The sequence below is a fragment of the Pseudomonas sp. YuFO20 genome, from assembly GCF_035064975.1.
Lineage (GTDB): Bacteria > Pseudomonadota > Gammaproteobacteria > Pseudomonadales > Pseudomonadaceae > Aquipseudomonas > Aquipseudomonas putida_AE.
The window spans coordinates 21,941-28,748 of the sequence record NZ_JAXDEO010000067.1 but is presented as its reverse complement, the minus strand read 5'-3'; the positions used below and the strand labels follow the sequence as shown (position 1 = coordinate 28,748).

The following is a 6,808-nucleotide window of genomic DNA, read 5'->3' as shown; positions in this document are numbered from 1 at the left end:
GCATAGGCCCATCGCAATAGCGGAAAAGAAATCGTCATTTTTGCAGGAACCATGGGATTCATCAGATCGCTAAGATGAGTAAAAAACGTAGATATCTCCATGCAAGGTGAGATGCCCGCACGGTTACATTTGAGTTATCGAGCATGACGGTCGTCCTTGAGTAATGATGCCGGAAGCCTAGCTCATCTCGCCGTCGCCTTTCCCGGATCTACCCAGCTATTTGGATTCGATCTGACGCTCCTTTAGACCGAATTTGACCTGTACGTCCCTAGGTTATGACTGGCAGAGGTCGACCCAAAGCAGATGCTCAAGACAAAAGAGTCATCCAAGACAAATGATACAAATTCTGTTGCTCAAATCTTGGAGATGGGATGATCAGGCTGAAGCAACGTCGCGACTGCCATCACCAGCTCATCCATTGACCACGGCTTGTGCAGGTAAGTGGTTGAGCACGGTACTGTTGAGTGGGCCAGTTCGTAGCCAGAGGTGAGAACGGCCGCGGTTGAAGGCCATTTCGTTTTAACCATCGCAATGAATTCTGCGCCGCTGAGCTGGCCCGGTAGGCCATGATCAACGACTACCAATGGACAGCCGTTAGGCGTTCCCAGTAAGTAGGTCAACGCATCATCGGCAGATTCGAAATCCAAGGAGGGAAGGCCGATTTCAGCCAGGATGGTCACCATCAACATCCTCAGCGTGGGGTCGTCTTCAACTACGATCGCCCATCCACTCAGTGGTAAGAGTTTTTCCCATTTTGCCTTCACGCTTGGTCCTTATTCATACCACCATAGGCAGTAATGAGGTTGTACAAATTCAGGCACTTTTTGTCCCAGGCGATCCCTGAGAAAGGCGACTTCAGGGGCGGATCGGAAGAGACAAGTCGAAGCGGATAAGGGCCCCCTCTCTGGGAACTCAGCACCAAATTTAACGACAATCCCCCACTATTGGGGAATTATCCCTAAGGCAGTTGAAGTCTAGCGCGCCCAGCCCTAGGAAACCCTCCCCCCTTATCCGAAAAACTAATGTGCTTTATTCAGGAGCCGTTGGCTTCACTGTTGCGTTGCAGTCCATTGGTTCGCGCAGAATGCGCGAGAGCTCCATGGCTGATTGAAGGTCCAAATCGCGGCTCTGGTGGATGAGTTGTTTGGCCGCACTGATACCCGCCGCGTTATTCGCCGCAATTTGGCGGGCCAACTTGGATGTTTCATCCCAGAGGCTCGAATGAGTTACGACGACTTCGACAAAGCCCAGTGTGAAGGCCTCTTCAGCGGAGAACTTGCGCCCCGTCAAAACCACCAGGTTCGCTCGGCCCCGGCCGACAAGCCTGGATAATCTTACCGGGCCACCCGCGCCCGGAAATGCGCCCAAGGTGCTCACTTCGGGTAACGAAAAAAATGCTTGGTCCGAGGCGACTCGAATGTCGCAAGCCAGGGCGCATTCGAATGCTCCGGCGATTGCCGGGCCATTGATCATGGCTATTACGGGCACGCGCAGGGCCTCAATCATCTCAAGGCAACGCAAGAATGTAACGCGCGCTTCCTGTGTCTGTTCAGGCGTCAGCTTGGCACGTTCCTTCAGATCTGCTCCGGCCCCGAAAGCAGTACCTTCACCCGTGAGGATGAGTACCCGAAGATCCTGCCGGACCTTCAGGACGAGCAGGCAAGCCTCCAGTTCTTGCGCCATTTGCGCATTGAGCGCATTGCGTTGCTCTGGCCGGTTGAGCGCCAAGACGGTGATATGCGGTTCTATCTCCGTGAGTTTGATCGTCGTCCAGTTTCCAATGGTCATTAACAATCCTCGTTTGAGAAATAGAGCCCGTCAGATTTGCGGGACCGTTTGACGAGCTCTCCATATCGATGGACTGCAATCGAAGTGTCGGCTGAACCAACGAGAGAAGGCACTGAGTTCGGAAAAGCCCAGAACACTGGCTATCTCACCCAAAGGATGATTGGAGTGTGCCAGGTGACGCATGGCCAGTTCTGCACGCACTTGATCCAGCACAGAGGAGAACGTTTCACTTTCCTGTGCTAGCTTGCGATGCAGTGTTCGCCGGTCAAATCCCAGGTTGACCGCGACCTGTTCAACCGAGCAGCGCCCCGTGGGCAAGAGCATCCAGATCATCTGGCGAACTTGCTCAAGTAAAGCCGTTTTGGATTCTTCGCGAATGCTTTCCAGGTACTGATGAACGTAGCGGGCCATGTCCGGGTCGGCGCTGGGCAAGGTTTTGTCGAGGTCGGCGCTGCGGCAGACGATGCCATCCATCAAGCTATTGAATTGCACCGAGGTGGCGAACACTCGGCGGTGTCGGCTGTCGTCGAGCGGGGCAGCGTGACGGAAGCACACCACTGAAGGATGCCAGTGGTTACCCAGCAAGGTTTTCAGCAAGCGGTGGGTCACTGCCACTGAAAGCTCCATTGCCTGACGCACCACCAGGTTGCCCACAGTGACCTGTTCCATGCGCAAAACCACCACCCCGCCACTTTCCTCGATATTCAGTACCAGACCCTGATTGTGCAGGTAGAGGAAGTCGCGGAATGCCTGCAACGCTGAGCGGATAGTGGGCTCGTCACGCCATAGCAATGCCAGAGGCCCCAGGTTGGAAAGCTTGCGAGTTTCCGCCATGCGCAACCCAAAATCGTCCACTCCAGCCTCACGTGCCGAGCTTTCCAGCAACTGCGCGACCGCTTCGGTAGGGATTTTCAAATCAAGTTCAAGCAGGCATCGCGGATCGAGGCCAACGAGGCGCATTTGCTGCAGGTGATCAACATGCAGTGATCGGGAAATTTCCGCGTAGTTGGTCAAGCTGGCACTGCGAACGAGACCGCTCATGGGTATTTACCAGTCCGGGACAGCGATTTATCAGCTTAGCAGCTTGATGTCCCGCCAAGTCAAGTTGAATGGAGGGTAACGGGCGACACTGGGTCTCCACCAAAAAACGGAGCGTTATCCATGAAACTTCATGATCGAGTGGCCTTGGTGACCGGCGGAGCAGGTGGCCTTGGCCGAGCCATCGCCCTGCGTCTGGCCAGTGAAGGCGCCAGCGTGGTCATTTGCGACATCAACGCAACGGCGCTGGAAACCACCCGTGCTGAAATCGAAGAGCACGGCGTGCAGTGTCTGGCGCTGCGTTGTGATGTCTCGTCGAGCAGCGAAGTGATCGCGATGTTCGATCAGATAGACGCGCGGTTTGGCCCCCTGCACATCCTTGTCAATAACGCAGCTCGGGTGCCAGACAAGCCTCATGACGAAGCTCGACGCAAGCGCCATTACGCTCTGGTCACCCAGCCCGTGCGCCGTCAGTCACTGCAAATTACCAGCGCCATGGACGACGCTGAATGGAAGCGCTTTTGGGCGGTGAATGTCGACGGCGTGTTTTATTGCACCCGTGCCGCCTTACAGCGCATGGAGCCGCAGGGCTACGGCAAGATCATCAACATCGCGAGCATCGCCGGTATCTCCTCCATGGGGGCGCATAGCCCGCACTACTCGGCGACCAAGGGCGCAGTGATCGCATTCACCCGCGCGGTGGCCTACGAGGTGGCGGGCGCCAATGTCCAGGTCAATGCGATTTGCCCCGGAGGCGTGCGAACCCCGGCTTTTGAGCATTACCTCGATCAGCAATCACCTGAACAACTCAACACCATCAACCAACTCTTGCCGCTGGGGCGCCTGGGTGAGGCCGAGGAGTATGCGGCGCTGGTCTCTCACCTGGCCTCGGACGAGTGCTACCTGGTCGGTTCGATCATCAATGCCGGAGGTGGCAGCTACATCTGAGAGATGTCGCGCTGGTCAAGACAGTGTCCCGAAAGGTCAAGTCGATGTCCCGAACGGTCAAATCGAATTCCTTGGGTGATCTTAGAGTGGGTTCAACCGCTAACAAGAATAAGGAACCGCCCATGCCTCTTAATCAGTCCAAGCCGTTCACGCCGACCAGCGATGCCATGCGCGATGCCGGCAACTGGAATCCTGCCTGGGACACGTTGGCCGAACTGGATGCCGAGTGGATCGAGAAATTCCTCGCCATGGCCGTGCACCCCTTGCGCAAAGGCGTGCTGGAGCCAAAGACCATCGAACTGATCTCGATCGCCGTCGATGCTTCCTGCACACATCTGTATGCCCCCGGAGTGCGCCGTCATATCCGCAAGGCCCTGGAGCTTGGAGCGAGCGTAGACGAAGTGCTCGCAGTGCTGCAGCTGACCTCGGTGCTGGGCATCCACAGCATGGCGGTGGGTGCCCCGTTGCTCATCGAAGAAGCGCAGAAGCTGGCCGCCGACGGCCCGATGCAAGACACCTACTGAATTCATCCCGACACCGCATCCCGAGGTCAATCCCATGTTCTACACCCATGACTCGCTGTACCCGGAAAACCAGGACAAGCTGATCATCTCCGTCGCACCCTATGGTCCCGAGTGGGTGCCATCCGACTTTCCGGAAGATATTCCGGTCAGCATGGACGAGCAGGTGCAAAAGGCCGTTGATTGCTACAACGCCGGTGCCACTGTGCTCCACGTGCATGTACGCGAGGCGGACGGCAAGGGCTCCAAGCGCATGTCGATGTTCAACGAGATGCTGCATCGGCTGCGTGAAGCAGTGCCAAAAATGATTCTGCAGGTGGGTGGTTCCATCTCCTTTGCGCCTGAGCCTGGCAGCATTGCCCAATGGCCAGCCAATGACTCGCGTCACGCCTTGGCATTGCTCGAGACCAAGCCCGATCAAGTGACCATCGCCATCAACACTAGCCAGATGAACATCACCGAGTTGCTGACGGCGCAGGACGTTGAAGGCACGTCGATGGCTGATCCAGGCATGTGGGCAGCATTTCGTGACATGCATCTGGAAGCCGGTCCGAGCTTCTATGAAACCCACTTGCGTCTGCTGAGTGAAAACGGCATCCAGCCAAACTTCATGATGGCCCATGTTCATCAACTGGAAACCGTCGAGCACATTGTGCGCAACGGTCTGTACAAGGGCCCGCTGAACCTCTGCTACGTGGGAATCGGTGGCGGTGCTGCCGGGCGACATCCTGCCGATCTGGTCGAGTTTGCCCGTCGCGTGCCAGACGGTGCGGTACTGACCAACGAGTCGATCATGCGCACCATTTACCCGACCAATGCCATCGCCATTGCCATGGGGCACCACGTCCGGGTCGGCATTGAAGACTGCCTGACCGGGCCGCGTTACGAGCGCATGACCTCCGTACAACAGATCGAGTGGTGCGTGCAGCAGGCCCGGCACCTGGGCCGCGACATCGCCACTGCCGATGAAGCCCGCGCCACCATGAAGATCGGCGAAACCTACGCCAGCACGGATGAAACGCTCAAGGCACTGGGTTGGGCGCCGAATCGCCGACCGGGCCAACGGGGCAATTTGATGTGGGACTAGTCGCAAGCTGAAACCTGCGGTGGGTTCCCACCGCAGACATTCTTCGTGCGGCGCCAGCCGTACAGCCTTTGATCACGCTGTCAGTGAATCAACCAGGAGTGCCCGATATGGCTCTTCCCCTTAGCAGCACCGACATCGCCATGGATGACGCGCCACGGGTTTCACGTGGTTATGCCTGGCTGGTGTTCGCGCTCACATTTGGCTTGATGTTGTCCGACTACATGTCGCGTCAGGTCATCAATGCCGTTTTCCCTTCACTCAAGGCCGAATGGGCCTTGAGCGACACCCAGCTTGGCGCGCTGGTCAGCGCCGTCGCTCTGACCGTGGGAATCCTGACCTTTCCTGTGTCCCTGTTGGCCGATCGTTGGGGCCGCGTGAAAAGTGCCACGGCCATGGCCGTCATCTGGGGGCTGGCGACGATCGCCTGCGGCCTGAGTGGCAGCTTTGTCGCGATGCTCATGGCCCGCGCCGTGGTCGGGATGGGGGAGGCGGGTTACGGCTGTGCCGGTGGCGCCATTCTGCTCAGTGTTTTCCCACGTCGTCTGCACTCCACGGTGATTGGCGCCTTCCTTGCCGCCGCCTTGTTTGGCTCGGTACTCGGTGTGGTTCTGGGTGGCGTGCTGGCGCAACACTACGGCTGGCGCATGGCGTTCATTGCAGTGGGTGCGGGGGGCTTGTTGCTCGCCGTCATTTACCCGATGGTGGTGCGCGAGCCCGCCAAGGCTGTCATGCGAACCCCGGTCGCACGCATGCCATTAAAAGCCGTGCTGCGCGAACTGCTGACCAAGCCGACTTCGCAGTGGACCTACTTGGGGTCTGGCCTGCAAATGTTCATCCAGGGCTCGCTGATTGCCTGGATGCCCAGCTATCTGAACCGCTTCCATGGCATGGACATGACTCAGTCAGCGACCAGCGCCGGCCTGTTGGTTCTGATTGCGGGGATCGGCATGACCGGTGGTGGTGTGTTGGTTGATCGCCTGAGCCGTCGCGACGATCGCAACAAACTGCGCGTGCCCATGCTCTATGCGCTGATCTCGGCAGTCATTCTGCTGACCGCATTTGCGCTGCCACCCGGCCCGTTGCAATTGGTGCTGATCGGTCTTGGCCTGCTGGTGGGTGCTGGTTTCGCCGGGCCTTCCGGTGCGGCCATTTGCGATGTCTCCAACGCCTCGATCCATGCGTCGGCGCTCGCAGTCGTGGTATTGGCCAACAACATTATCGGGCTTGCACCTGGTCCGTTCATCACCGGTGTACTGGCCGATACCTTCGACTTGCGATTCGCCATGGCCCTGGTGCCACTGGCCGGTTTCTGCGCGGCTTTTGCCTACCTGCAGGCCAGCCGGCACTACCGCAATGATCTCGCCCGCCTGCAGCAGGAGGAGCGTACCTCATGAACGAACGTCTCTTCGCCTCAACACCGTGCCGG

7 protein-coding genes are annotated in these 6,808 nt (G+C 58.0%); 4 read left to right on the top strand and 3 right to left on the bottom strand.

What is annotated here, in order from left to right; genetic code table 11:
• Positions 1 to 353: 353 nt before the first annotated feature.
• The 3 genes from SOP85_RS26910 to SOP85_RS26900 form a co-directional block, all read right to left on the bottom strand.
• Positions 354 to 764, bottom strand: a complete 411-nt coding sequence (locus SOP85_RS26910; RefSeq protein WP_323628816.1) for a response regulator — start codon at positions 762 to 764, stop codon at positions 354 to 356.
• 265 nt (positions 765 to 1,029) lie between these two features.
• Positions 1,030 to 1,788, bottom strand: coding sequence for an enoyl-CoA hydratase/isomerase family protein (locus SOP85_RS26905; RefSeq protein ID WP_323628815.1), 759 nt, complete (start codon positions 1,786 to 1,788; stop codon positions 1,030 to 1,032).
• Positions 1,789 to 1,818: 30 nt separating this feature from the next.
• On the bottom strand, positions 1,819 to 2,802 hold the full coding sequence (locus SOP85_RS26900; RefSeq protein ID WP_323628814.1) for an AraC family transcriptional regulator: 984 nt from the start codon (positions 2,800 to 2,802) through the stop codon (positions 1,819 to 1,821).
• A gap of 147 nt (positions 2,803 to 2,949) precedes the next feature.
• Here SOP85_RS26900 and SOP85_RS26895 point away from each other — a divergent pair, with 147 nt between their 5' ends.
• From SOP85_RS26895 to SOP85_RS26880, 4 genes are all read left to right on the top strand, one after another.
• Positions 2,950 to 3,774 (top strand): SDR family NAD(P)-dependent oxidoreductase, encoded by an 825-nt coding sequence (locus SOP85_RS26895; RefSeq protein WP_323628813.1) that lies wholly within the window; start codon positions 2,950 to 2,952, stop codon positions 3,772 to 3,774.
• Between the two features lie 122 nt (positions 3,775 to 3,896).
• Positions 3,897 to 4,298, top strand: a complete 402-nt coding sequence (locus SOP85_RS26890) for a carboxymuconolactone decarboxylase family protein (protein WP_323628812.1) — start codon at positions 3,897 to 3,899, stop codon at positions 4,296 to 4,298.
• 34 nt (positions 4,299 to 4,332) lie between these two features.
• Positions 4,333 to 5,382: a 3-keto-5-aminohexanoate cleavage protein gene (locus SOP85_RS26885; RefSeq protein ID WP_323628811.1), complete on the top strand. Its 1,050-nt coding sequence runs from the start codon at positions 4,333 to 4,335 to the stop codon at positions 5,380 to 5,382.
• A gap of 107 nt (positions 5,383 to 5,489) precedes the next feature.
• Positions 5,490 to 6,776 (top strand): MFS transporter, encoded by a 1,287-nt coding sequence (locus SOP85_RS26880; protein WP_323628810.1) that lies wholly within the window; start codon positions 5,490 to 5,492, stop codon positions 6,774 to 6,776.
• Positions 6,777 to 6,808 lie beyond the last annotated feature (32 nt).